The 22167-nt window shown below is 71.7% G+C and carries 22 protein-coding genes and 2 pseudogenes; 8 read left to right on the top strand and 16 right to left on the bottom strand.

Going from position 1 to position 22167, the window contains the following annotated elements; all coding sequences use genetic code 11:
* Nucleotides 1-115 precede the first annotated feature (115 nt).
* From ACFWPS_RS44360 to ACFWPS_RS44345, 4 genes are all read left to right on the top strand, one after another.
* A complete protein-coding gene (locus ACFWPS_RS44360) occupies nucleotides 116-982 on the top strand; it encodes an alpha/beta hydrolase (protein WP_383717229.1) in 867 nt (288 codons plus the stop codon).
* A gap of 259 nt (nucleotides 983-1241) precedes the next feature.
* The gene (locus ACFWPS_RS44355; protein ID WP_383717226.1) at nucleotides 1242-1871 is read left to right on the top strand and encodes a carboxymuconolactone decarboxylase family protein; all 630 of its coding nucleotides are present in this window, start codon (nucleotides 1242-1244) and stop codon (nucleotides 1869-1871) included.
* Nucleotides 1871-2803, top strand: a complete 933-nt coding sequence (locus ACFWPS_RS44350) for an aldo/keto reductase (protein WP_383717223.1) — start codon at nucleotides 1871-1873, stop codon at nucleotides 2801-2803. Before ACFWPS_RS44355 ends, ACFWPS_RS44350 begins: the two co-directional genes overlap by 1 nt.
* Entirely contained in the window at nucleotides 2800-4320 is a 1521-nt protein-coding gene (locus ACFWPS_RS44345; protein WP_383717220.1) for an MDR family MFS transporter, read from the top strand. The genes ACFWPS_RS44350 and ACFWPS_RS44345 overlap by 4 nt, the downstream gene beginning before the upstream one ends.
* Here ACFWPS_RS44345 and ACFWPS_RS44340 read toward each other — a convergent pair.
* A complete protein-coding gene (locus tag ACFWPS_RS44340) occupies nucleotides 4223-5170 on the bottom strand; it encodes a LysR family transcriptional regulator (RefSeq protein ID WP_383717217.1) in 948 nt (315 codons plus the stop codon). The two genes, ACFWPS_RS44345 and ACFWPS_RS44340, sit on opposite strands and share 98 nt — an antisense overlap.
* A gap of 158 nt (nucleotides 5171-5328) precedes the next feature.
* Here ACFWPS_RS44340 and ACFWPS_RS44335 point away from each other — a divergent pair, with 158 nt between their 5' ends.
* Both ACFWPS_RS44335 and ACFWPS_RS44330 read left to right on the top strand, forming a co-directional pair.
* Nucleotides 5329-6024 (top strand): type 1 glutamine amidotransferase domain-containing protein, encoded by a 696-nt coding sequence (locus ACFWPS_RS44335; protein WP_383717214.1) that lies wholly within the window; start codon nucleotides 5329-5331, stop codon nucleotides 6022-6024.
* Nucleotides 6025-6052: 28 nt separating this feature from the next.
* Nucleotides 6053-6568: an SRPBCC domain-containing protein gene (locus tag ACFWPS_RS44330; protein ID WP_383717212.1), complete on the top strand. Its 516-nt coding sequence runs from the start codon at nucleotides 6053-6055 to the stop codon at nucleotides 6566-6568.
* A gap of 243 nt (nucleotides 6569-6811) precedes the next feature.
* Here ACFWPS_RS44330 and ACFWPS_RS44325 read toward each other — a convergent pair whose 3' ends face one another.
* The 7 genes and pseudogenes from ACFWPS_RS44325 to ACFWPS_RS44295 all read right to left on the bottom strand — a co-directional run bounded on the left by ACFWPS_RS44325 (nucleotide 6812) and on the right by ACFWPS_RS44295 (nucleotide 10772).
* On the bottom strand, nucleotides 6812-6946 hold the full coding sequence (locus tag ACFWPS_RS44325) for a hypothetical protein (protein WP_383717209.1): 135 nt from the start codon (nucleotides 6944-6946) through the stop codon (nucleotides 6812-6814).
* A 50-nt stretch (nucleotides 6947-6996) separates the two neighbouring features.
* Nucleotides 6997-7776, bottom strand: coding sequence for a polysaccharide deacetylase family protein (locus tag ACFWPS_RS44320; protein WP_383717206.1), 780 nt, complete (start codon nucleotides 7774-7776; stop codon nucleotides 6997-6999).
* Nucleotides 7777-7857: 81 nt separating this feature from the next.
* Nucleotides 7858-7995, bottom strand: a pseudogene (locus ACFWPS_RS44315) (acyltransferase); the annotation flags it as partial.
* Nucleotides 7996-7997: 2 nt separating this feature from the next.
* A pseudogene (locus ACFWPS_RS44310) lies at nucleotides 7998-8388 on the bottom strand (class I SAM-dependent methyltransferase); the annotation flags it as partial.
* A gap of 89 nt (nucleotides 8389-8477) precedes the next feature.
* A complete protein-coding gene (locus tag ACFWPS_RS44305; protein ID WP_383717203.1) occupies nucleotides 8478-9434 on the bottom strand; it encodes a transporter in 957 nt (318 codons plus the stop codon).
* Complete coding sequence (locus ACFWPS_RS44300) at nucleotides 9431-10345, bottom strand: ATP-binding cassette domain-containing protein (protein ID WP_383717201.1); 915 nt, start codon at nucleotides 10343-10345, stop codon at nucleotides 9431-9433. Before ACFWPS_RS44300 ends, ACFWPS_RS44305 begins: the two co-directional genes overlap by 4 nt.
* Nucleotides 10332-10772, bottom strand: a complete 441-nt coding sequence (locus ACFWPS_RS44295) for a GntR family transcriptional regulator (protein WP_383717198.1) — start codon at nucleotides 10770-10772, stop codon at nucleotides 10332-10334. Before ACFWPS_RS44295 ends, ACFWPS_RS44300 begins: the two co-directional genes overlap by 14 nt.
* A 321-nt stretch (nucleotides 10773-11093) precedes the next feature.
* Here ACFWPS_RS44295 and ACFWPS_RS44290 point away from each other — a divergent pair, with 321 nt between their 5' ends.
* Nucleotides 11094-11933, top strand: a complete 840-nt coding sequence (locus ACFWPS_RS44290; RefSeq protein ID WP_383717195.1) for a hypothetical protein — start codon at nucleotides 11094-11096, stop codon at nucleotides 11931-11933.
* A 289-nt stretch (nucleotides 11934-12222) separates the two neighbouring features.
* Here ACFWPS_RS44290 and ACFWPS_RS44285 read toward each other — a convergent pair whose 3' ends face one another.
* The 8 genes from ACFWPS_RS44285 to ACFWPS_RS44250 all read right to left on the bottom strand — a co-directional run bounded on the left by ACFWPS_RS44285 (nucleotide 12223) and on the right by ACFWPS_RS44250 (nucleotide 20895).
* Nucleotides 12223-13158 (bottom strand): sugar phosphate isomerase/epimerase family protein, encoded by a 936-nt coding sequence (locus ACFWPS_RS44285; RefSeq protein WP_383717192.1) that lies wholly within the window; start codon nucleotides 13156-13158, stop codon nucleotides 12223-12225.
* A complete protein-coding gene (locus ACFWPS_RS44280) occupies nucleotides 13155-13763 on the bottom strand; it encodes a nucleoside deaminase (protein WP_383717189.1) in 609 nt (202 codons plus the stop codon). The genes ACFWPS_RS44285 and ACFWPS_RS44280 overlap by 4 nt, the downstream gene beginning before the upstream one ends.
* A 2-nt stretch (nucleotides 13764-13765) precedes the next feature.
* Nucleotides 13766-15274, bottom strand: a complete 1509-nt coding sequence (locus tag ACFWPS_RS44275; protein ID WP_383717259.1) for a GMC oxidoreductase — start codon at nucleotides 15272-15274, stop codon at nucleotides 13766-13768.
* Nucleotides 15275-15370: 96 nt separating this feature from the next.
* The gene (locus ACFWPS_RS44270) at nucleotides 15371-16501 is read right to left on the bottom strand and encodes an ROK family protein (protein WP_383717256.1); all 1131 of its coding nucleotides are present in this window, start codon (nucleotides 16499-16501) and stop codon (nucleotides 15371-15373) included.
* An 8-nt stretch (nucleotides 16502-16509) separates the two neighbouring features.
* Nucleotides 16510-17850, bottom strand: a complete 1341-nt coding sequence (locus tag ACFWPS_RS44265) for a carboxylesterase family protein (protein WP_383717185.1) — start codon at nucleotides 17848-17850, stop codon at nucleotides 16510-16512.
* A complete protein-coding gene (locus ACFWPS_RS44260; protein WP_383717182.1) occupies nucleotides 17847-18731 on the bottom strand; it encodes a carbohydrate ABC transporter permease in 885 nt (294 codons plus the stop codon). The genes ACFWPS_RS44265 and ACFWPS_RS44260 overlap by 4 nt, the downstream gene beginning before the upstream one ends.
* Nucleotides 18728-19600, bottom strand: coding sequence for a carbohydrate ABC transporter permease (locus ACFWPS_RS44255; protein ID WP_383717180.1), 873 nt, complete (start codon nucleotides 19598-19600; stop codon nucleotides 18728-18730). The genes ACFWPS_RS44260 and ACFWPS_RS44255 overlap by 4 nt, the downstream gene beginning before the upstream one ends.
* Nucleotides 19597-20895, bottom strand: coding sequence for an extracellular solute-binding protein (locus ACFWPS_RS44250; RefSeq protein WP_383717177.1), 1299 nt, complete (start codon nucleotides 20893-20895; stop codon nucleotides 19597-19599). The genes ACFWPS_RS44255 and ACFWPS_RS44250 overlap by 4 nt, the downstream gene beginning before the upstream one ends.
* A 276-nt stretch (nucleotides 20896-21171) precedes the next feature.
* On the opposite strand from ACFWPS_RS44250, the gene ACFWPS_RS44245 reads away from it, so the two are divergent.
* Nucleotides 21172-22017: an MOSC domain-containing protein gene (locus ACFWPS_RS44245; protein WP_383717175.1), complete on the top strand. Its 846-nt coding sequence runs from the start codon at nucleotides 21172-21174 to the stop codon at nucleotides 22015-22017.
* Nucleotides 22018-22167 lie beyond the last annotated feature (150 nt).

The following is a 22167-nucleotide window of genomic DNA, read 5'->3' as shown; positions in this document are numbered from 1 at the left end:
AGAGAATACATCATTCCACGTAATGGAACGCCGGGTTGGTGGGTCGGAGGGCTGCCGCACCTGCCTCGGAGGACCCCGGAACCGCACCACGACCATCCCCGAGAGGACAACCCCCGTGCCAGAGAAGGTCCACAAGGTACGCACCACCCCCGAGCAGATGGCAGAGATCGAACAGCAGTGGATCGACGAGGTCCAGGAAGACCAGGAACTCACCACCTTCGGTCTCTACCCGCAGCCCTCGCGCGGCAGCGCGGACGCCCAGGGCAGCTACCAGCTCTATCTCCCGCCGCAGTACGAGACCGAGCCCGACCGGCGGTTCCCCGTCATCTACTGGCTGCACGGCGGGTTCGGCAACGCCCGCCAGGGTTCCGAAATGGTTGCGCGGATCGACAAGGCGATCCGAGGCGAGGTGATGCCCCCGGCGATCGTGGTCGTACCGCAGATCCTGCCGATCGGCTGGTACGTCGACTCCAAGGACGGCGCCCGCCCGCTCGCCCAGATCACCGCCTTCGACCTGGTCCGGCACATGGACCACACCTACCGGACGATTCCCGAAGCCGCCGCCCGTACCGTCGAGGGCTTCTCCATGGGCGGCTTCGGAGCCCTGCACCTCGGCCTGAAGTACCCGAAGATCTTCGGCAAGGTGTCCGCGGTCGCCCCCGCCATCCTGCGCCTCCTCAAGGACGAGCCCGCGGACCGGGTCAACAACACGTACTTCGGCGACCAGGAGTACTACGACCTCTGCCACCCCTGGAGCCTGGTCCTCGCCAACGCTCCCGAACTGCGCCGCACCAGCCAGGTCCGGCTGCTGTCCGGTCGGCTCGACACCCGACTGGCCCCCACCATCCGTGACCTGGACACCCGCTTCACCGACCTCGAAGTGCCGCACGACTTCTTCGAGTTCCCGGACGCGGACCACGAGTACGCGGACATCATGGACGGCTACGGCGACAAGTACTACGCGTGGTGGCGCACCGCCTGACGACCTCCGTCCACCTGCTCCAGCGGGTTGAGCATCCCGTCCGCGGTGTTCCCCGCCCGAGTCACCACATGGCCCCCTTCTCCCCGGTCGCCGAGAGGCCCTCGCCCTCGGCCCACCGGCGCGGCCGTCCGTGCCCGGGGCGCCTCCCCCGACACCCGTCCTGACCGCGGGACCGCACGCCCCTCGGGCGCGGCCCGCGGTCACGGACGGCCCTGCCCCGGGCGCGGGCCTCTCCGACGGACCAACACCGTCGTCTCCCGTGAGCGCAGACCGCGACTCGGTGATCCACCTCCCCCTGAAAGGCAGCGCGACCATGCGACTGACCCCGCTGACCAGCCTCACCCCCGAGCAGACCGAACTCCTCGAAACCATCGTCGGCCCGGGCGTCGAACCGCCCCCGCCCTTCCTCGTCTGGGCGCGCAACATGGAACTCGCCCACTGGGTGGAGAACCTCGGCCGGTACTGCCGCAACGAGTCCCGCTTCCCGCAACGCCTGCGCGAGCTGAGCGTGCTGATCGCGGCCCGGCACTTCGACAGCCAGTCCGCCTGGAACGCCCACATCCAGCAGGCCGTCGAGGGAGGTGTGCCGTCCGACTGCCTGGACCGCCTCGCGCGGGGCGAGGACCCCGGCTTCAAGGCGGAGGACGAGCGCGTCTTCCACGCCTTCGCCCACGAGATGCTCCACGACCACTTCGTCACGGACGCCACCTACGCCGAGGCGATCGGGCTGTTCGGCGAGGACGGGGTACTGGACCTGATCGGCTGCATCGGCAGCTTCAGCATGTCCGCGATGATGCTCAACACCTTCCACGTCCCGCTCCGGCCGCATCTGCCCCGGCCGTTCGCCGACGTCGACGGCTTCCGACGGGTCCCCGGGGGCGACGCCTGATGCCCCGTTCCCCGCTGCAGTTGCTCGACGGGCTCCTCGACGAGGACGGCATGGAGAGCGCCGCGCACCGCTTCGTCCTCGGGGGCCCGTTCGGCGCGGAGCCCGCCGCGGCCACCGCCGAGCGGCTCGCCCACTTCGCCGACGCCGGCGGGCTGCTGGTGGAGACCTCGCACAGCTACGCCGGCGGGCAGGCCGAGGCGGCGGTCGGCGCGTGGCTGCGCGCGAACCCCGGCACGCTGGGCGTGGCCACCAAGGTCGGCCACGACACGACCGGCGGTGACATCCCGCTGGACCGGGACACCGTCCTCGCCCACGTGCGGTCAGCGCTGGTGAACCTCGGTGTCGAGGTCATCGATGTCCTCCTCTACCACTGCGACGACCCCACCCGGCCGGTCGCCGAGCTCGCGGACACCCTCGTGAGCCTCGTCGACGCCGGACACGTCCGCCGCGTCGGCGTCTCCAACTGGCGGGCCGAGCGGCTGTCGGAGCTCGCCGCCGCACTCGTCGAGAGAGGCCACACGCCCGTCGCCAGCTACCAGTTCAGCCTCGCCGAACCAGACCCGGCCCTGCTGGAAGGCAGCCTGCACGCCGACAGCGCCGTCCTCGACGTCGTCCGCGGACACCGGCTGCCCCTGCTCGGCTGGTCCTCGCAGGCCCGCGGCTACTTCGCCCGCACCGGACCCAAAGAACACCACGGCAGGCCCGACCCCTACGACACCGAGGACAACCGCGCCCGACGGCAGCGCTGCCGGGAACTCGCCGGACAACTCGGCTCCCGGCCCGAGACCGTCGCGCTGGCCTGGACCCTCCACCACCCCGGCGTGTGGCCGTCCGTCGGCGCGCGGACGACCGCCCAGATCGACATCTCGCTCCAGGCGCGCCGCCTCACCCTGACCGAGGAGCAGGTCCACTGGCTCCGCCACGGCCGGTGAGCTCCGAGCGGCCGGCCGGGCCGCGGTTCGGTCACCGTGTCCCCGCGAAGGTCGCCGTCTGCGGTGTGTTCGTCGCCGCGAACTTCATGGCCATCATGGACACCACGATCGTCAACGTGGCCCTCCCGGCCGTCGGACGCGACTTCGCCGTCGACACCTCAGGTCTGAGCTCCGTCAACGTCGGCTACCTCGTGGCCCTCGCGGTCTGCATCCCCGTCTCCGGCTGGCTCGGCAACCGCTTCGGCACCCGGCGCACCGCCCTGGGCGCCCTGCTGCTGTTCACCGTGGCCTCCGCGCTGTGCGCCACCGCCGGCTCGCTCGAAGCGCTCACCGGGTACCGCGTGCTGCAGGGCGTCGGCGGTGGTCTGCTCGCCCCCGTCGGGATGACGATGATGCTGCGGGCGTTCCCCGTGACCGAGCGGCTGCGTGCGCAGCAGTACGTCATGCTGCCGACCGCCGTCGCCCCGGCCCTCGGCCCGGTCCTGGGCGGCTGGCTGGTGGACACCGCCTCCTGGCACTGGGTGTTCCTCGTCAACCTGCCCGTCGGCGTCCTCGCCCTGCTCTTCGGGTCGGCTGTCCTGCCCGACTTCCCCGGCCCGGGCGCGCCCCGTTTCGACGTGCCCGGCTTCGTCCTCGCGGGAGGCGGCCTCGCGGCGGTCCTGTACGCCCTCACCGGCGCCCCGGACCGGGGCTGGGGAAGCATCGGCACACTGGTTCCGCTGGTGGGCGGCGTGGCGTTCCTCGCCGCGCTCGTTCCGTGGGAGCTGCGTGCCGCCCACCCGATGATCGATCTGCGGGTGGCCGAGGACCAGCTGTTCCGCACGACTCAGCTGGTCCTGCTGCCCACCGGGGCCGCCTTCATGGGCGTCCTGTACCTCTACCCCCAGTTCCTGCAGACCGACCTGGGCTACGACGCGCTCCACTCGGGCCTGGCCACCTTCCCGGAGGCGCTCGGCATGCTGACCGCCTCCCAGATCGTGCCCCGCCTCCACGACCGGGTCGGCCCCCGCCGCCTGATGGTCGCGGGCGGCGCCGGAGCCGCGCTGGTCATCGTCCTCCTGGCGATCCTCACGGCCACCCCGCATCCCGTCGCCCTGTACCCGTCGATGTACCTGCTCGGGACCTCCGTCGGCCTGCTCTTCGCGAGCGCCCAGAACGCCGCCTTCGTCACGATCCCGCCCGCCCGTACGGCCGACGCCACCACCCTCCTCAACATGCAGCGGCAGACCGCCGGCGCCTTCGGAGTGGCCCTGGCCGGGACCCTGACGGCGTCGCTCGTCCCGCCGACCGGCACTGGCACCGGCACCGCCTTCGCCGACCGGGTCGCCTTCCTCACCCTGGCCGCCCTGTGCCTGGGCGCCTCCGTCCTCGCCCTGCGCGTCAGCGACCGACGCGTCCGGGAGGCGTACGCCGCCGCCGCTACCAGGCGCGGGCAGTGCGCTGAAGGGTGTCCCGTACCCGGAGCACGTCGGGGTTGGCCTCGGCGCCGGGGCGCTGGACGAGGAACAGCGTGTTGAGCGGCGGCTCCTGCGGGGCGTGGAGGAGAACGAGACGGCCGGAGTCGAGGTACTCCTGGCACAGTGAACGGGGCAGCACGCTGAAGCCGGCACCCGCGTTGACCGCCGAGAGCACCGCATACAGGTTGGGCACGGTGACGGCGGCACGGGCGGTGAGCGGCCTGCCGAACACGGTGCGCCAGTAGCGGCGGACGATCGGCAGGTCCTCCGCGTACGTCACCATGGGCACCTCGCGCAGGCAGGCACAGAGGTCGTCCGCCTCCGGGTGGCCGGCGAGGCGTTCGGCCCAGACCGGACTCGCGACCAGGAGGTACTCCTCGTCGGCGAGCGGTACCGACTCCAGCGCCCGGCCGCGGGGCCGCCGGGTGGCGATGACCAGGTCGTGGCGACCGGCCCGCATCTCCTCCAGCAGTGGCTCGGGCAGTCCTTGGGCGACACGGAGCCGGACGCCGTCGGCGACGAGCGGGACGAGCGCGGGCAGGACCCGTACGCACAGCAGCTCCGAGGGCCCGGCCAGGTGTACCGGCGCGGCGGCCGCACCGGACTCCTCCAGGCCGCTCAGCGCGTCGAGCGGGGCGGCGATCCGTCCCGCCATCTCGTGGGCGTACGGCGTGGGCTCCACGCCTCGGGGCAGCCTGGTGAACAGGTCGCGGCCGGTCTGCTGTTCCAGCGTGCGGATCTGCGCGGTCACCGTGGGCTGGGAGAGCCCGAGCCGCGGCGCCGCCGCCGTGAACGACCCCGCACGGTACACGGCCAGAAAGGTCCGCAGCAGGTTGAGGTCCGCGTGCTGCGGGAGCTGTCCGCCGCCTGCTTCCCCGGGCGTGACCGTGGCGTGCGTGTGGTGCTTCATGGCCTCCAGCCTAACCGGACGGGCCATCGGCTTTCCGATAGGGGAAATCGACTTCCCTATTGGTGATCGGATGGGTGGACGTCCTAGCGTGAGAGGCGTCGCCGAGTGGCGGCGGCCCGTCCGAGTGGCGACGATGCAGGCAGAAGCAGGGGAGAGACATGGCGGAGATCCTTTTTGTGATGACCGGTGCCGACCGGTGGACGCTGGCCGACGGCACCGCACACCCCACCGGCTTCTGGGCCGACGAGGCCGTCGTCCCCTACGAGGCGTTCAAGGCCGCAGGCCACGAGATCACCGTCGCCACCCCGGGAGGTGTGATCCCGCCGGCCGACCCCGTCAGCCTGACCCCGCAGGCCAACGGCGGCGAGGAGAACGCCGTGGCGGTCCGGGCGGTCGTGGCGGGCGCCCCGGAGTTCCGCTCCCCGGTCGCCCTCACGGACGTACGGCTCGACGACTTCGACGCCGTGTACGTCCCCGGCGGGCACGGCCCGATGGAGGACCTGGCCGTCGACGCCGACTCCGGCCGCATCCTCACCCGCGCCGTGGAGTCCGGCCTGCCGGTGGGCGTGGTCTGCCACGGCCCGGCCGCCCTGCTCGCCGCCGTCAGTGAGGACGGCAGCAACGCGTTCGCCGGCTACCGGATCACCGCGTTCACCAACACCGAGGAGCGGCTCGCCGGCAGCGCGGACAACGCCCGGTGGCTGTTGCAGGACCGGCTGACCGAAGCGGGCCTCAAGGTCGAGGCGGGCGAGCCGTGGGCCCCGCACGTCGTGGTCGACCGCAACGTCGTCACCGGCCAGAACCCGGCCTCCTCCGGCCCGCTCGCCGCCGAACTCCTCAAGAGGCTTTCCTGACAACGCACTTCACCGTAAGGACACCCGCATGACCACGCAGAACGCGATCAACTGGCCCGAGAAGTACCTCCCCGGCACCGGCGACAACTTCGTCTCCAACGAGGTGATCGTCAAGGGCCTCACGGCCGCCCGGGTCTGGCACTACCTGACCGACACCTCCGAGTGGGAGGGCTACTACGACAACGTCGCCGACATCTCCTTCCCCGAGGGCGGCGGCCCGCAGCTGAAGGACGACCAGGTCTTCAGTTTCGGCACCTTCGGCTTCCCGCCCCTGGACGCGCATGTCGTCGAGTTCCAGGCCCCGGCGGACGGCGTCGCGGGCCGGCTGTCCTGGACGGCGAAGCAGGACGGCAGGCCCGAGGAGCGGCTGGACGTGCTGCACGCCTGGCTGGTGGAGGACCTGCCCGGCGGCCGGGTGCGGATCCTCACCCAGGAGACCCAGATCGGCGAACCGGCCGCGGCCCTGGCGAACGAGCGTCCGAACCCGATGCTCAACGGCCACCAGGCCTGGCTGGACGGCCTGGTCCGCGCCGCCGCCAAGTGACCCGTGCTCCAGGGTGCGCCTCCGGCCTTCGGGGGCGCACCCAGCCACGTCCTCGTTGTCGCGCAGCAGGAGCTGGAGCAGGAAAGCCGACGTCATGACCGACGAGCTCACCGCGAGCGTCCCGGGCGCCGGCACCATGGGCGCCGCGATGGGCCGCAACCTCGCCGGTGCCGGACAACTGCTCGTCCTCGCCGCAGGTCCGTGTGACGCCCTACTGTCCCTCGTGCGCTCTCCCGAACGACCTCATCCGACGGCGCAGTGCTGCTGCTTGGCGTGGTGTCGGCCCTCGTTGACCACGGTACGCACCGTCGTGCCCTGGATGCCGTCCTGATCGCTTCGGGGGTGCCGCATCGAGACGTGCAGACGCGCTTGTGGCATGACGCCTTCGCTCTGACCTTGGATGCATACGGGTTCGCCGGTGAGCCGGCTCAGGGCCGGTAGACCATCCCGGGCTGGGGCTTGGCGGGGGCGAGCAGCTGCGACACGGTGACGATGGTGTAGCCGCGCTGCTTGAGTGCCTTGAGAATCCCGGGGACGGCGGGCACGGTCCCCTTGTGCAGGTCGTGCAGGAGGATGATGCCGTCGCGGTGGGTCTGGTCGAGCACCCGCTTGGTGATCAGGGCTGAGTCGGTCGTCTCGTAGTCCTTGGCGGTGACGCTCCACAACACCTGCGCCAGCCCCAACTCCCGGCAGACCTTGGCCACTTTGCGGTTGGTGCGGCCCTCCGGCGGACGCATCAGGACGGGCCTGGTGCCGGTGATCCTCTCGATGGCGTCCTGTGTCCGGGTCAGTTCCTGCCGGGCGTCTTTCTCGTCGAGGTCGGTCAACCTCCGGTGATTCCAGGTGTGATTGCCGATTTCATGCCCCTCGTCCGCGATACGGCGCAGGATGTCCGGGTACTTCGAGATGTGACCCTTGCCCTGCACGAAGAACGTGGCGTGCAGCCCTTGCTGCTTGAGGATGTCCAGCAGCCTGGGGGTCGTCGGGCTGGGACCGCCGTCGAAGCTGAGTGCCACGCACTTCGCCTTGCGGCAGTCGACGCTTCCGGTGACCGATCCCGATGCCTTGGCTCGGGCGGCGCGCGGGGAGGTGTGGTCGTAGGTCGTGACCGTCAGGGCCAGAGTCACGGCGACGGCCAGGACGGTGGCCGCCGCCGTAGCGACGGCGATGAGTATGCGTGACCGTCTTGTACGTGTGCTGAAGAGCATACGAGCCCTTTCTTCGGTGGGGTTACGGGGTTACGGGGTTACGGCGTGCGAGTGAGAGCAGGCTGCGCGGTGAGGTCCTGCGGCGCCCAGGAGTACGGCGCACCAGTAGGCAGGGAAGAGCCGTGAGATCCGGGAGACGGTGAACTCTGCGGGAGTCCGTCCCCAACTGCTCATGCAGATCACGAATCCGCTGATGAGGAAGAAGAACTCGACGCCGAGCCGGTGAAGTCGAAGAAGCCGGTTTCGGTCAGCACACGGCCGACGTGGGCGAGGCACTGGTCGATGACCTCCAGCGGCGAGTGGGAGAAGACGCTGTGCGCGTGGACGACGTCGAAGTGGTCACCGGGCGGGAAGTCCAGGGTCAGGTCGCCGGAGATCGCCAGGTGCGGAAGTCTGTCCTGGAGGCGGCGCTCGACGAGGGTCTTCTTGCCTGCCATCAGGATGTCGGGCGAGATGTTGGTCGGGGTACTTGAGACGCGGCCACGCGTCCCGGCCGGCCCGGCGGAGGTACGGGACCACGCGGCCGGGGTGGCGCAGGGCGTAACCGGTGTTGTGGGTGAGGGCGGCGCGGTTGTGGCGCAGCTTCTTCGGCGACCTGGCGTCGGCGGGCATGGCGAAGCGACCTCCGTGCAGAGAAGAGCAGAGATGAGCAGAGACAAGGGGAATCCGGGTGAGTGGTGAAGGAGATGACGGCGATGGCGTCAGACGCGGCGGCGCAGGAGCAGCACGGTGACGACCGTGAGCAGGACGGTCAGACCGCCGAGGACCGCGGTGTCGGTCCACTGGAAGGTCCAGTAGTCACCGGCCGGGTTGGCTTCGTAGAAGCGCGCGACGTACCCGTGTGCCGTCATGCACTCCTTGAGCTGGGTTCCTGACGGGAAAGGGCAGTTGAGCACGGAGTCGTGCCGCCCGGAGGCCGTGATCAGGCCGTAGTCGCCGGTCGACCACTTCTCGCCCATCGGCGCTTTGGGGATGGTGCCGGCGCTGACGTAGGTGCGCGGCGGGACCAGCAGCCGGGACCAGTGCGTCCACTCCAGCAGGAGCGTCGTCAGCCCGGTCGTCAGCAGGGTCAGGCCCATCGCTGCCAGGACCCGGCTGGTCAGCAGGCCCAGGAGTGTGCCGGCTGCCAGGCCGAACAGGGCGGCCGCGACGACGCGGGGGCCTGAGCCGCTCAGGGCCGTGTCGTCGTACCAGAACAGTCCGTAGCTGCGGTCGGCGGCCGGTCGCCACCACCAGGCGAACACTCCCGCGAGCAGGCCGGCGAGAACGGTCGTGGTCGCCGCGGCCAGGGCGAACCGGGAGGCGAACCACTGACCGCGGGTCGGACCCTGGGCGAGGATCAGGCGGTGTGTCCCCAGTTCCCGGTCGCGGCCCAGCAGCGGGGCGCCCCAGAAGACGCCGATGACGACAGGCAGGGCGATGTTCAGCGCCCCGAGGTACTTCAGCGTCTCGACGTCCAGCAGAAGGGGCAGGCCGCTGTCGGACCGGGTGCAGTACAGCGGTCCCGTGGCGCAGTGGTCGAACAGCCCGCTGCGCAGGGCGTCGAGCATGCCCGAGCGGAAGTAGACGGCGATCGCCGCGGTGAGGACCAGGGCGGCCGCGCCGATGCCGGCCGGCACGCGTTGCTGGCGCCAGGCGAGCCAGAGGGAGCCCTTCACGCCGCGGCCTCCGTCCGCTCGCCCGCGGCCGGGTGCCCCGGCGCTTCCTCGGCCTGGAGGTAGCCGATCAGGATGTCCTCCAGCCTGGGCCTTGCTATGTGGCAGTCGCCGCGCAGTGGTCCGCGTCGCCGAATCAGGGCGGTCAGCTGTCTGCCGGCGGTACGGCGCTGTACGACGGTGTGCTGTGCGGCCAGGGCGTCGGCCCGGTCGGCGGGTCCGGTCAGCACGAGGTGACTCTCGCGCAGAGCCTCGGCGTCCTCGCTCAGCACTGCGCGGCCGTCGCGCAACACCAGCACCCAGTCGCAGGTCTCCTCCACCTCGGGCAGGACGTGCGAGGACAGCACGATGCTCGTGCCGCGCTCGGCGGCCTCGGCCATGAGCTCCGCCATGATCTCGCCTCGTGCCACCGGGTCGAGGTCGGCCAACGGCTCGTCGAGCAGCAGGAGTTCGGGCCGCTTGCCCAGGGCCAGGGCGAGCGCGACGCGGGTGCGGCGCCCGGGGGACAGCTCCCCGACGCGGGCGTGGAGCGGGATGCCGCCCTCGTGGACGATCCGCTCGGCGGCCGTCCGGTCCCACGAGGAGTTCAGCTTCTCGCCCATCAGCAGGGTGTCCGCCACGGTGAAACGGGGGTAGAGCGGCTTGTCCTGGGTGAGCAGGGCGACCCGGGCGCGGGCCTCGGTCGTGCCGGGCGCGGCGCCCAGCACGCGCAGTTCCCCGGAGTCGGCTGGCAGGAGGCCGCCGGCCAGGTGCAGCAGGGTGCTCTTGCCGGCGCCGTTGCGTCCGACGAGGGCGGCGACACGACCGCCGGGTACGGTGAACTCGCAGTCCCGCAGGGCCCAGCCGCCCCGCCTTCGGTACCGGAATCCGAGTCCCGTGGCGCGCAGTGCGGCCGGCGCGTCAGGCCCGGTCATGCGTCCTCCTCTTCCGTCCCCGGTCACCCGGGGTGGGGCTGTCGTGTTCGTTGTCGTAGGCGTCCAGGACGGCTGTGACCAGGGCAAGGACATCGGCCCGCTCCAGGCCCGCGGCCCGGGCGCGAGCCACCCAGTCGGTGACCTCCCGGCGCAGCGGCGAGTCGTCCTCCGCGCCGGGCCGGGCGAGTGACCGCGTCACGAAGGTTCCGAGACCGCGGCGCAGTTCGACCAGACCGGCCTGCTCCATGTCGCGGTAGGCCCGCAGCACGGTGTTGGGGTTGATGGCGGTCGCCGCCACCACCTCCTTGGCGGTGGGCAGTTTGTCCCCGACCTTGAGGAAGCCCATCCGGAGCGCGCGTTCGGTCTGCTCGACGATCTGTACATAGGCCGGTACGCCGCTGCCACGGTCGATCCGGTAGTCGATCACGTCGCCTTCCTCGGTTCCACCATGATTGTACTAATGAATTAATGGAAGCATGGTGGATGTCCGGTGGTGCTGTCAAACACATGTGAGACACGAGGGCCGGCAGAGCGCCGCGCCGCCCGAGTCTGGACCTCGTCCTGGTGGTCGGGTTCGCCGTCGAGGACGGCGCGAGACCGGCGCGAGCACGCTCAGCCCCGGCACGCAGGTGCGTCCAGTGCCGATTCCCAACCTCACACCCCGGCCGGGACGGACGTGAACAGCCCGTGCCGCAGCGGCAACCCCGCGTGCGGTGGGCGGTAAAACGGCGGCGCCAGCCTGGTCGCCATGACCGTCCTCGCCACCGCAGCCGCGCCCCCCGCCTCCTGCCGCGACCTGCCGTGGGCGGTCGCCCGCGAACGCGCTCACGAGGCCTCGGTCCCGCTCCCCGCCCGGCAGGTTCCCCTCGCACGGGCCGCAGGGCTGACGCTGGCCGACATGTTGTGCACCCCGCAGCCGATGCCGGGGTTCGACACGGCCGCCATGGACGGCTACGCGGTCGGTCCCGGGGCCGGACCCTGGCGGGTGCGAGGCGCGGTGCGTGCGGGCAGTGCCTGGACCGGCGGTCCGCTGGACGTGGGTGAGGCGGTCGAGATCTCGACGGGGGCGCCCGTTCCCGCGGGGGCGCGGGCGGTGATTCCGCTGGTACGGATCGACCGCTCCGGCACGCTCGTGTGGGGGCCGCCCCTGGCCGACGGCAAGCACATCCGCCGCGCCGGCGAGGACGCTTCCGCCGGTTCGCCCCTGGCTCCGGCCGGCACCCGCGTCGGCCCCGCCCTGCTCGGACCGGCCGCGGCATCCGGTCACGACACCCTTCCCGTACGACCCCGCCCCCGCGTACGGGTCCTGGTCACCGGCGACGAACTCACCCACACCGGCCGCCCCGCCCCCGGCCGGGTACGCCGCCCCCTGCCCGCCCTGCCCCGCATCCCGTTGACCGGCGACATCCGCACCGCGCCCGGCCGCACCCGGCTGATCCCGGTCACCTGGGACGGCACCACCGCCCAGCCGGTCGGCGGCCACCGGCCCGCCTTCCTGCACGGCGCGGCCCTCGCGGACGCCCTCGCCGCCGTACCCCAGGACTGGCGCCCCGGACAGCCGACGCCCCTGCTCCTGCTCACCGGTTGACCCGAGAACCACACGTCCGGTCGGCGGCCTGGTGAGCGCCGGGAAATCGCGCGGCAACCCCCGGGACCCCAACCCATGCCACGCAGATCAGTGACAGACCGGCCGCATCCGCTCGGCAGGCGTCAACCTCGTCCTGACTTCCCGGCCTCTCCTCCACGCACGCCATCGAGCACGCGGCAGGCTTCGCAGCGAGCCGTAGCCTTGGACGAAGCTCACCCGTCGAGTGCCATCCGGGTGCGGGTGCGGGTGCGGGTGCGGGTGCGGGTGCGGGTGGGCGTGGGCGTGGGCGTCACGCGGCCCCGTTGAGTGATGCCCGTGCCACCGCCGTTCCGGCCCGGAGCGCCGCGACCGGGTCCGGCGCCATGTCGAGTTCGATGAGGATCGTGCCGGCTCCGGGCGTGCGGGACATGGCCCCCGCCCAGCCGTGCCAGTCCACGATGCCCTGGCCCAGTTCCGTCATGTACGGCTGCTGCCGGGCGTACACGGTCTCGTCGATGGTGAGGTGGGTGTCGATCGGTCCGACCGCGTCCTTCCAGTGCGCCAGGGCGATGCGCGGTGCGTGGCGGCGGGCGACGGCCACCGGATCGCCGCCGCCCAGGGCGATGTGGCAGGCGTCCGGGCACAGCCAGACGTACTGCGGGTCGGTGAGGGCCATGAAGAGGTCGATGTCGCGCTCGTACCAGAGGGTGCTGTTGGACTCCGTGTGCAGGGCGAGTTTCACGCCGTGCCGGGCGACGGCCTCGCCGACCGCGTGCGCGACGTCGGCCATCCGGTTCATGTAGGCGGCGTCGACGAACAGGGGCGGGCGGGTCCCGAACGTCCGGCGCATGGGCAGTCCGGCGACGAGGAGGTCGGCCCCGGCCTCGGCGAGGAAGGCCGCGCGGCGCTCCGCGTCGGCGACGATCGCCGGGAGGCCGCTGTCGTCGCGCCAGTCCGGGGCGTCGCTGTCGGCGACGAAGGCGCTCACCAACGACAGTCCGCGGGAGGCCAGTTCGCGCCGGAACGCCGACGCGCTGCCGAACGCCCGCAGCACCGAGCCGATGTCACCGGGTGCGAAGGTCAGCTCGATGCCGGTGACGCCGGATTCGGCCAGCGCGTCCATCACCCGCTCCCAGAAGGCCACGGGGTGGGCGAGGGCCCGGTCGCGCACGGCGTCGGCGGAGTCGAGTCCCCAGAAGACGGGGTGGTAGAAGGTGATGACGTCGGTGGCGAATCGCGGTGTCACTCGGACCCTCCTCGGGCGTTGTAGACGTCGACCTCGTCCGCGTCGACGGCTTCCCGGTAGGCGCGGAACACGGTCAGCGCCTCGTCGCGGAGCACGTCCCGCACGACCTTGATGCCGCGGGCCTCGAACTGTTCGGCCCAGTCCGTGCCGAGCGGGCCTTCGTCGAAGGTGGTGATCTCCTCCAGTTCCGGGCCCTGTCCCGCGACCACGAGACCGCGCACCCCTGACCACATGGCGGCGCCGTAACACTGAACGCACGGACGCCAGTTGACGACGAGTTCGTGTGCCGGCAAGCCGTGGCCGCCCAGGTCCCAGCCACCGGTCGCCGTCTGCGCGAGCCCGAGGGCGACGACCTCGGCATGGGCGCTGGAGACACCGGAGGCGAGGACGACGTTCACGCCCACCGAGACGATCCGGCCGGTGTCCTGCTCCGCGACCAGCGCGGCGAACGGACCGCCGTTGCCCTCACGCCAGTTGCGGTCGGCCAGCCGGTGCACGAGCCGCATCCGGTCCGCCCGGTCGGGGATGACGGCGGGCACGTCGGCCAGCTCGTCGTCGATCCACGCGGGCAGCGAGACGCGGAACTCCCTGGGAATGTCGATCATGGTCAGGCTTTCTGTCGAAGGGTGGTGGTGAGCGCGGACTTCCGCCGACCAGCGGTGTGTGCGGTGACGGCCCGGGCGGCCCGGACGGCGGTCACGGCGCCCGTCAGGGTGACGTTCGCGGCCATCGCCGTGGGGATCACGCCATTTCCGGCGAGGTACAGATTGTCGTGGCCCCACACCCTGCCGTCCGGGTCGCACACGCTGGTGCCGTCGTCGGCGAGGCCCGAGCGGACGGTACCGGTCAGATGCAGTGAGGAGCCGGGCGGCAGCAGGGCGCTCTCGGTAGCGGGGTCGAAGGGGCCGAACTCCTCGGCCAGTGAGCGGACTTCGTCCTGAGCCCGGCGGATCAGCGTCCGGTCGGCGGCGGAGTGGGCGAACTCGACGCCGATCCGGGGCATCCCGGCGAGGTCCGTGTCCGACTCCGAGAACACCAGCCGGTTCTCCGGACGCGACTCCATCGGGACGTACAGCGAGATGCCGACCGAGTGGGCGAGCGGGCGGCCCGCCTCGTCCAGGTACGTGCGGTTCATGATCTGGCCGTGGAACGGCTGCTCGGCACCGTTGTGCGGCAGCCACAGGGAGTCGGTGCTGAACTCGCCGGGGCGTGGCAGCGGCAGTGCGTCGAGGCCGGTGCCGAACCGGTCGAGGTCGAGCAGCGCGCGGCCGGTGACGAAGGCGTGTTCGTTGAGCCGACGGCCCAGCGCGTCCGGGCGGATGCCCGAGGCGAACAGCAGTTGCGGGGTGCGCAGCGCGTCGGCGCACACCACCACGGCGTCCGCGTCCAGGTCCGACTCGAAGCCGTCGGCGACCCGGCGCAGCCGGGCGCCCGCGACCCGGCCGTACGCGACCCGGAGCCTGGTGACGAGCGTTCCGGTCACCAGGGTGAAAGCCGGGTCCGTGCCCGTCGCGAGGGCCGGGAAGATGGTCCCCGGGGCCGTGCGCGGCATGGGACCGGCGGCCGTCGGAGTGACGGCCATCGGCATCGGCTGCGGGCGCCGGTCGGCCGGTCCGATGCCGTCGTACCGGCGCCGCAGTACGTCGAGGACCAGGTGCCCCACCCCGGTCGGGCCGATCGCGGCCGGTACGACCGCGAGGAGCCGGCGTGCGGTGTCCAGGTCCGTCGCCCAGGCGGCCGGGTCCCCGAAGTCGAACACCTCGTGGCCGGCCGGCCAGGGTGTCGCGGCCGTCCAGTGCACGCCCATGCCTCCCGCGTTCCACGCGAGCGCGGCCTGGGGCATCGCCTCGGCGTCCTCCCCGAAGGCGAGCGCGTGGTACATGCCGGGCGGCAGGGAGCCGAGGTCGCGGGGAACCTCGCGCACCACCTCGGCTCCCGTGTACATGCCCTGGATGCCGGTGGCGACCTGCTCGTTGTAGCGGGCCCACAGGAGGGGGTCGTCGAGGTCGTGCAGGTGTCTGCCGGGCGTGTCGCCGATCGTGGTGCCGGCGTCGACCATCGTGATCCGCAACGCCGGATCGGACTCGCGCAGCAGCCGGGCCACGACGGCGCCCATGATGCCGCTGCCCACGATCAGGACATGGGTGTGCGGGGCGTGGGGGGTGTGGGTCACTGGAGACTCCATAGGTCGGTGGATCGGTGACGCGAGGGATCAGAGGCTCGGTACGAGGGGGCCGAACAACTCGGTGTCCATGCGGTCGAGTGCCAGCTTCACGGCACCGACGAGGGCGGCGTCGCGGCCCAGGCCGGTGGCCCGCAGCTCGACCGCGGGGGTGCGGGCGGCGCGCAACGCCTCGCGCACCCGGGGCAGCAGCACGTCGGCCGCCTCCTCCAGACCGCCGCCCAGCACGATCAGGGAGGGGGCGACCGTCCAGGACAGCGTGGTGAGGATGGTGGCGATGTGCGCCACGAACTCGTCGACCTCGGCGAGCGCGCCCGCCTCGCCCGCCCGGGCGGCCTCGACGCGACCGAGCGCGATGGCACGGCGCTCCGGCTCCGGCGAGGTGAGCCAGGCGACCGGCCGGTGCTCGACCGAGTCCGTCCGCATCGGCACCGCCTCGATGATCTCGCCCGCCGCTCCGTCGAGCCCCCGATGCACCGCTCCCCGGATCAGGATGCCGAGGCCGGCCCGGTTGCCGAGCATCGCCCAGACGACGTTGTCGTGGTCACCGGCCACGCCGCGCCAACGCTCCCCCAGGGCACCGAGGTTGGTGTCGTTGTCCGCGAACCAGGGCACCCGGATCCGGCGCGTGAGTTCCGCGGGCAGATCCACGCCCTCCCACCGGGTCGTGTGCACGAGCCGCCGCACCACTCCGTCGTCGTCGATCGCGCCGCCACTCGCGAGCGCACCGGCGCGCAGCCGCTCGACCGACCCACCCGCGTCCTCCAGTGCCTCCCGCACCAGCGTCGCCACGTCGTCGAGCGAGGCCCGCGGGTCCGGATAGGAGCGCAGCGGACGGTGCGCGCGGCCGACGATACGGCCGCGCACGTCGGCGACGACCGCGGACACCGTCTCCGTGGTGATCTGCGCTGCCGCCAGCAGGGCGTGTTCGGCGCGCAGTTCGTAGCGCCGGGCGGGCCGGCCGGCACAGCCCTGGGCGGGTACCCGGTCGAGTTCGGCCACCCAGCCGGCCGTCAGGAGGGAGTCCAGGATCAGCTCTATGGTGCGCCTTGACAGAGTCGTCCGCTCGGCGAGGGCGGTGAGCGTCGTCGGCCCGGCCGACACCGCCAACGCCCGCAGGATCACGGAGGTGTTGACCCGGCGTACCGCGCTCTGATTCATCCCCGCCATCAGCAGGCCTCCGTCGCTGCCGGGACCACGGGGTCGTACCCGCCCGTGACGTCGGCGGCGGACACGGCGCCGCGACGGCCGTACTCGCGTGCCGTATCGCCCGGTTCGCCGGTCGCCGGTGCCCAGGACGGCCGTCGTCCGTGCACGAACCCGACGAGGTCCGCGTGCATCGGCGCGGCCAGCTCCTTCGGCGGACGAGGGCCCAGGGCCGCCCGGACGCCGGGTGCGTCGAGGACGTCGAAGAAGAACGGGATGTCGACGCAGTGGGTGGCGCCGCCGGTGATGGGGGAGGGCCACTCGAAGGAGTAAAGCCAGGTGCCGGCGGTGGCCTTCCGCCGGAGGCGTGCCACGCGCGGGCAGGCGGCGCGGAAGAGGGTGTCGGTGACCCGGGTGCCGGCCGCGCGGGCGGACCGCGCCGCCACGACCGCTCCCGCGCCGCCGTCGAACTCGTCGCCGGTCGCCCCGAGCAGCAGCGGTACGTCCAGCCCGTGCCCGGCGAGCCCTTCGGCGAGGGACACCGGCAGGATGTCGTCACCCGTGACCGGCCCGAGCACCAGAGCCTCCTCGCCTCTCACATCTCTTACGGTCGCTTGCAGTCGTGCCACGCCGACGGCGCTGAATCCCTCCCGCGTCGGCGGTACGCCGAGCCGGTCCCCGAGCCGTTCCAGCAAGCCGCGAGCGATGTCCCTTCCCACCTCGAAGAAGCCGCCGGAGATGCTCATCGCCCGCTGGAAACGGCCCCGTCCGGCCGGTGACGCCAGCAGCGCCAGCACCGCCGCGCCTCCGGCCGACTGCCCGGCGAGGGTGACCCGGTCCGGATCACCGCCGAACGCGGCGATGTTCTCCCGCACCCAGTCGAGGGCGAGCAGCATGTCGCGCAGCCCGAGATTGGCCGGCACGCCGTCCAGCGGCGCGAACCCGTCCACGCCCAGCCGGTATCCGACCGTCACGGTGACGACCCCGTCGCGGGCGAAGGAACGCCCGTCGTACCAGGGGCTCGCCGGGCTACCCGCGAGGAAGCCGCCGCCGTGGATCCACACCAGGACCGGACAGCGCTCGGCGTCGGCCGGGGCGACGACGCTCAGGTTCAGCACGTCGTCGCCCGGCACGGACGGCTCCGGGATCGTGGTCGTCGCCGACAGCGGCACCGCCTGCGCGGTCGCGCCGTGCCGGGACGCGTCGTACGGCTCGGTGAACCGGCCGCGCGGGACCGGCGCCGCGAACCGCCGTACGCCGATGGGCGCTTCGGCGTACGGGATGCCGAGGAACCGCCGCACCCGGCCCTCTCGGCGGCCGATCACCGTGCCCGCCGGGGCCCGCACCGTGTCCGTCGTGATCACCGCATCCCCGTTCCCGCGATGCCCTGCACGAAGTACCGCTGGAGGCACAGGAAGAGCACCAGCACCGGCAGCATCACCACGATCGCACCCGCCAGCATCAGACCGTAGTCGGTGACGTGCGCCGCGGCCTGGCTGGTGGCGGCGAGACCCACCGGGAGGGTGTACGTGGACATGCTCTGGGCGACGACGAGCGGCCAGATGAAGTTGTTCCACGAGGTGAGGAACGACATGATCGTGATCGTCGCGACCGCGGGACCGGCCAGCGGCAGGAAGATCCGGAAGAAGATCCGGAACTCGCTCGCCCCGTCGATCCGGGCGGCCTCCAGCAGCTCGTCGGGGACCGACAGCGCGTACTGGCGCATGATGAACACCGACAACGGCAGCGCCACGGCGGGCAGCGCGATGCCGGTCAGGGTGTCCGCGAGGCCCAGGTCGACGGTGATCACGAACTGGGTGACGAAGACCGTGGTGAACGGCACCATCATCGCCCCCATGACCGCCCCGAACGCGAGCCGCTTGCCCGCGAACTCCAGCTTGGCGAGCGCGTATCCGGCTGCCGACGCGGCCACCACGTTCCCGACGACCACCATGACCGCCACGACGACGCTGTTCACGAGGAACCGGCCGAAGCCCTGGGTGCGGAACAGCCGGACGAAGTTGTCGAGGGTGACATGGTGCGGAAGCCAGGCGCCGGGGTCGGAGCGGATCTCGTCGAGGCTGCGCAGCGAGCCGCCGGCCACCCAGACGAACGGCAGCAGCGTGAGCAGCGCGCACAGCACCAGCGCCCCGTACAGCAGGGGCTGGGCGACGGACCGGCGGCGTACGGCGATCCGGTCGGCGGCGGCGGGTTCGGCGTTCTGGTACGCGGCTACGGCGGTCATGAGCGGGGCCTCAGCAGTCGGAACTGGACGACACTCACCAGGGCCACCATGACCAGCATCACGAAGGACGCCGCGGACGACATGCCCAGCTGGCCCGAACCGAACTGGTGGTAGGTGTACAGCGCCACCGACTCGGTGGAACCTAGCGGGCCGCCGTCGGTGAGCAGGTAGGGCTCGTCGAAGACTTGCAGGTAGAAGACGGTCAGCAGGACCGACACCATCAGGGTGGTGGGCATCAGCATGGGCAGGGTGATGTGCCTGAGCTGCCGCCACCGGCCCGCCCCGTCGAGGGCCGCCGCCTCGTACACGTCGCCCGGGATCGCCTGGAGTCCGGCGAGGAACAGCACCATCGCGGTGCCGAAGTTGCGCCAGACGCCGAGCGCGATGACCACGGGCATGGCCAGATGGGTGTCGTCCAGCCAGTTCGGGCCTGCCAGGCCGACGGCGGACAGCACGCTGTTGACGGTGCCGTTCTCGTTGAAGGCGTACCGCCAGATCAGGGCGACCGCGACGACGTTGGTGACGACGGGTGCGAAGAAGACCGTGCGGAAGGCGCCGCGCAGCCGCCGGATGCCGGAGTTCAGCGCCAGGGCCAGCACGAACCCGGCCGCCATGGTCAGCGGCACCCCGACGGCCACGAACAGCGCGGTGTTGCCGATGTCCTTCACGAAGCTGTCGTCCTGGAACAACCGGACGTAGTTCTCCAGGCCGGTGAAGTCCACCGCGAGCGGATGCCGCAGGTCCGAGCCGCGCAGGTCGGTGAGGCTGAAGCCGAGTGCGGCGACGGTGGGCACGGCCGTGTAGACCAGGAAGACCAGCGTGAACGGCGCGAGGAACAGCCAGCCGACGGCCGTCCGGCGGGTCCTCACTGCGCTCCCGTGCCGAGACTCTCGGCGTACGCCTGCACGTTCGCCGCCGCCTTCGCCGCGCTCTCGGTGCCCTTGGCCACGGCTTCCATCTCCTTGCCGAGCCGGGTGGCGACCTGCTGCCAGGTGCTCACCTGCGGGAACGCCCGGGTGTTCTTGAGCTGGGTCAGGAAGGCGTCCAGCAGCGGCTGTCCCTTGATCGCCGAGTCGTCCCAGGCGGAGACGACGGCCGGCAGCGAGCTGTACGCCTTGTACTGCGCGACCTGGGCAGCGGGTTTCGCGAGGTGGCGGACGAACTTCCATGACGCGTCGGCGTTGCCGGCGTCGGCGAGCACGCCCCAGGTGCCGCCCGCGGAGAAGGACACACTGCCCGACGAGCCCGCCGGCAGTGGGGCGGTGGCCACATGGGCGGCCGTCCAGCCGGTCTTCTTCGCCGCGGTGTCGAGCTGTCCGATCACCCACGGGCCGGTGATCATCATGGCCGTCTTGCCGGACACGAAGTACGGCTGCGCGTCCAGGAAGGTCGGTCCGCTGGTGTCGGCGGCCTTGGAGGTGAAGAACGACGCGTTGTACTTGAGCGCGTCGGCCATGGCCGGGGTGTCGAGCGTCCACTTCCCGCCGGAGAGCAGCGAGCCGCCCGCCTGCCAGGCGTACATGGCGACGTCCTGGCCGTTGAAGATGTCCCAGCCGATGTCCGCCCCCAGGCCGTGCCCGGCCCCGGCGCCCTGGAGCGCCTTGAGGAAGGGCACCGTCCCCGCCCAGGTGGTCGGCGCCGTGACGCCCGCCTTCTCGGCGAGGTCGGAGCGGTAGACGAGCGCGTAGGTGTACGCGTACCAGGGGACCGTGTAGGCGACGTCCTTGACCACACCGGCGTCCCACAGGCTGGTGAAGAAGGACTTGGGGTCGACGAGGTCGTCCGGCACGGCCCGCAGGATCGACGGGTCGAGGAACTGGGCCTGCGACTCCGGGAAGAACTGGGCGACGTCCGGTCCCTTGCCCGCGGCGATCGCCGACTGGAGCTTCGTGTAGTACTCGGCGTTCGGGATCAGCGTGAACTTCACCGAGAGCTTCGGGTTCGCGGCCTTGAACGGCTTGATCACCTTGTCCAGGACGTCCGCGTCGCCCTGGGCGGCCCAGACGTTCAGGGTGCCGGTGGCCGGAGAGTCGTCGATGGGCGTGGCGGAGGACTTCGCGGCCGTGGTCGCGTCGCCGCGGCCACAGCCGGTGAGCGCGCCGGCGCCGAGCAGCGCCAGACCGGCGGTCAGCTTCAGGGCACCGCGTCTGGAGGGGAGGGACATTCGGGGGCTCCTGGATTTCGCGGGAAAGCAGCGTTATCGCTGACTGCGAAGCTACGAACGCCGTGTTGCACGGGCGTGGCCGAGCCATCACGAATAATTTCGGAACTTGTAGCGAAATCGGCGCCGCGTCCATGACCTGGCGAACGAGATGCTCGGTGCGACCCGCCTGCCACGGCCACTGCCACCGGATCCTGGAGCTCCATCTCATCGACCATGGGCGGGAGTTCGGCGGCTGCTCCGAGGAGCTGCCCTCCCTCTGGCAGTCATAATCGATCCATGGGGACTGTGACGGCGTTGTTCCGGTATCCGGTGAAGTCCATGCTGGGTGAGGCCGTGATCGCCGTGGCCGTCACGGAACGTGGTTTCTCCGGCGACCGGGTCTACGCCGTGCTGGACGAGACAGGTGCGGTGGGCAGTGCCAAGCACCCGCGCAAGTGGGGGGATCTGCTGCGCTGTCGGAGCCGCCTGGACGACTCGGGTGCGGCCCGGGTCGTACTGCCGGACGGCGCTGCTCTCCCGGCGGAGGATCCGGACCTGGACGTGCGGTTGTCCAAGCTGCTGGGCCGGCCGGTGTTCGTCTCGGCCGTCGCCCCGGAACAGAGCAGGCTGGAGCGGGCCGTGCCGGACTACGAAGGCGGTGTTCCGGACGTCGTACGGGCGACCGCTTCCGTCGATGCCACGGGAGCGAGTATCACGACGGGCAGCGTCGCGCCCGGCACGTTCTTCGACTTCGGGCGGGTCCATCTCGTCACCACGGCGTCCCTGGACCGGATGCGGACCGTGTATCCCGCCGGGGACTTCGACCCGCGCCGTTTCCGGCCGAACCTGGTCGTGGACACCGATGGAGGGCCGGGCTTCCCCGAGGACGCCTGGCCGGGATCGCGCCTGCGCGTGGGCGAGGCGCTGTTCCGGGTAGTGGTGCCCACGCCCCGCTGCGTGATCCCGACCCTCGGCCACGACGAACTGCCGCCGGATCCCGGCATCATGCGCGCGGTCGCCAGGGATCACCGCGTACCGGTGTTCGACCTGGGTCGGCTTTCGTGCCTCGGTGTCTACCTGGACGTCCTCGAAGCCGGAACGGTCCGGGTGGGCGACGTGCTCACGTTGCAGGAAGCCGCCTGACCGTGTGCTGTCCGGGCGCTTCGCGTCGGCCGTTGCCCGCCATGCCGGGCACTTGGCGGAGAAGCGCGGCGGCGTCCTCTCACCCGCCTCTCACCCTACAAGTCGTAGGGTGGGATGTCCTCCTGCGAGCTGCCGGAGGATCCGGCTCCG

The sequence above is a fragment of the Streptomyces sp. NPDC058457 genome (genome assembly GCF_042720695.1).
Lineage (GTDB): Bacteria > Actinomycetota > Actinomycetes > Streptomycetales > Streptomycetaceae > Streptomyces.
This window is presented reverse-complemented; position numbering and strand designations above follow the sequence as displayed.

Bases quoted from the DNA above. Each gene is read 5' to 3' on its own strand.
- ACFWPS_RS44350 (WP_383717223.1), top strand. From the start codon at position 1,871: ATGCCCCGTTCCCCGCTGCAGTTGCTCGACGGGCTCCTCGACGAGGAC.
- ACFWPS_RS44340 (WP_383717217.1), bottom strand. From the start codon at position 5,170: ATGAAGCACCACACGCACGCCACGGTCACGCCCGGGGAAGCAGGCGGC.
- ACFWPS_RS44335 (WP_383717214.1), top strand. From the start codon at position 5,329: ATGGCGGAGATCCTTTTTGTGATGACCGGTGCCGACCGGTGGACGCTG.
- ACFWPS_RS44330 (WP_383717212.1), top strand. From the start codon at position 6,053: ATGACCACGCAGAACGCGATCAACTGGCCCGAGAAGTACCTCCCCGGC.
- ACFWPS_RS44325 (WP_383717209.1), bottom strand. From the start codon at position 6,946: ATGCCACAAGCGCGTCTGCACGTCTCGATGCGGCACCCCCGAAGCGAT.
- ACFWPS_RS44320 (WP_383717206.1), bottom strand. From the start codon at position 7,776: ATGCTCTTCAGCACACGTACAAGACGGTCACGCATACTCATCGCCGTC.
- ACFWPS_RS44300 (WP_383717201.1), bottom strand. From the start codon at position 10,345: ATGACCGGGCCTGACGCGCCGGCCGCACTGCGCGCCACGGGACTCGGA.
- ACFWPS_RS44290 (WP_383717195.1), top strand. From the start codon at position 11,094: ATGACCGTCCTCGCCACCGCAGCCGCGCCCCCCGCCTCCTGCCGCGAC.
- ACFWPS_RS44280 (WP_383717189.1), bottom strand. From the start codon at position 13,763: ATGATCGACATTCCCAGGGAGTTCCGCGTCTCGCTGCCCGCGTGGATC.
- ACFWPS_RS44275 (WP_383717259.1), bottom strand. From the start codon at position 15,274: ATGGGCGCCGTCGTGGCCCGGCTGCTGCGCGAGTCCGATCCGGCGTTG.
- ACFWPS_RS44270 (WP_383717256.1), bottom strand. From the start codon at position 16,501: ATGAATCAGAGCGCGGTACGCCGGGTCAACACCTCCGTGATCCTGCGG.
- ACFWPS_RS44260 (WP_383717182.1), bottom strand. From the start codon at position 18,731: ATGACCGCCGTAGCCGCGTACCAGAACGCCGAACCCGCCGCCGCCGAC.
- ACFWPS_RS44250 (WP_383717177.1), bottom strand. From the start codon at position 20,895: ATGTCCCTCCCCTCCAGACGCGGTGCCCTGAAGCTGACCGCCGGTCTG.
- ACFWPS_RS44245 (WP_383717175.1), top strand. From the start codon at position 21,172: ATGGGGACTGTGACGGCGTTGTTCCGGTATCCGGTGAAGTCCATGCTG.